Raw genomic sequence first — 1855 nt, forward strand, 5'->3', positions numbered from 1 at the left:
GCTCGAGCCGTCCATGCAGGCGCTGTCCGACGAGGAATTGCGCGCGCGCACCGATGCACTCAAGGCACGTCTCGCCGCCGGCGAGACGGTGAACGACATCCTGCCTGATGCTTTTGCCACTGTGCGCGAGGCGTCGAAGCGCGTGCTCGGCATGCGCCACTACGACGTGCAGCTAATCGGCGGCATGGTGCTCAACTCGGGCCGCATCGCCGAGATGCGCACGGGCGAGGGCAAGACCCTGGTCGCGACGCTGCCGGTCTACCTCAACGCGCTCGAAGGCAAGGGTGTGCACGTCGTCACCGTCAACGACTACCTCGCCCGCCGCGACGCGGCGTGGATGGGCAAGGTCTACAACTTCCTCGGCCTCACGGTCGGCGTCGTCTATCCGGGTATGGATCATGCCGACAAGCACGCGGCCTACGCCGCCGACATCACCTACGGCACCAATAATGAATACGGCTTCGATTACCTGCGCGACAACATGGCGCTGTCGAAGGAACAACGCTACCAGCGCGGCCTGCACTACGCGATCGTCGACGAAGTCGACTCGATTCTGATCGACGAGGCGCGCACGCCGCTGATCATTTCCGGCCCGTCCGACGATTCGCCGCAGCTCTACGCGCGCATCAACCGCATCGTGCCGAAGCTGACCCGACAGGAAACCGAAGAAGGCGCCGGCGACTACTTCGTCGACGAGAAACAGAAGCAGGTGCACTTGTCCGAGCAGGGCATGGAGCATGCCGACGAAGTGCTGCGCGCCGACGGCATCATCGGCGCGGACGAATCGCTGTACGATTCCAAGCATCTCGCCGTCGTCCATCACCTGAACGCCGCGCTGCGCGCGAACACGCTGTATCGCCGCGACCAGGAATACATCGTGCGCGACGGCGAGGTCATCATCGTCGACGAGTTCACCGGCCGCACGCTCGCCGGCCGGCGCTGGTCCGACGGACTGCACCAGGCAGTCGAGGCGAAGGAAGGCGTGCCGATCCAGCGCGAGAACCAGACCCTCGCCTCGATCACGTTCCAGAACTATTTCCGCATGTACAAGAAGCTGTCCGGCATGACCGGCACGGCCGACACGGAAGCTTACGAATTCCAGCAGATCTACGGCCTCGAAGTCGTCGTCATCCCGACGCACAAGCCGATGGTGCGCAAGGACAACCAGGACATCGTCTTCCTCAAGCAGCCGTTCAAGTTCGAAGCGGTGATCGAGGACATCAAGGAATGCCACGAGAAAGGCCAGCCCGTGCTCGTCGGCACCACCTCGATCGAGACTTCCGAGCTGCTTTCGAACGAGTTGCGCAAACAGAAGCCGCCGATTCCGCACGAAGTGCTCAACGCCAAGCAGCACGAGCGCGAGGCGCAGATCGTCGCCCAGGCCGGTCGCCCCGGCGCGGTGACGATCGCCACGAACATGGCTGGTCGCGGCACGGACATCGTGCTCGGCGGCTCGCTCGAATCCGAGCTGCAGGCGTTGCCCGAAGACGCGACCGACGCCGATCGCGAAAAACTCAAGGCCGACTGGAAACAGCGCCACGAGCAGGTGCTCGCCGCCGGTGGACTGCACATCATCGGCACCGAGCGCCACGAATCGCGCCGCATCGACAACCAGCTGCGCGGCCGCTCGGGTCGCCAGGGCGATCCGGGTTCGAGCCGTTTTTACCTCTCCCTCGACGACTCGCTCATGCGCATCTTCGCGCCCGACTGGATCACGCGCTGGATGCAGCTGTTCGGCATGAAGGAGCACGAGGCGCTCGAGGACAAGATGATCACGCGCGTGATCGAGAAGTCGCAGCGCAAGGTCGAAGCGCACAACTTCGACATCCGCAAGAACCTGCTCGAGTTCGACGAC

1 protein-coding gene is annotated in these 1855 nt (G+C 63.9%); it reads left to right on the forward strand.

Features of this window, described 5'->3' with window-relative positions:
• The coding region (gene secA / locus VF497_RS17895; RefSeq protein WP_330891312.1) for a preprotein translocase subunit SecA at positions 1 to 1855 on the forward strand (1855 nt) is incomplete at both ends.

The sequence above is a fragment of the Rudaea sp. genome (assembly GCF_036383415.1).
Lineage (GTDB): Bacteria > Pseudomonadota > Gammaproteobacteria > Xanthomonadales > Rhodanobacteraceae > Rudaea.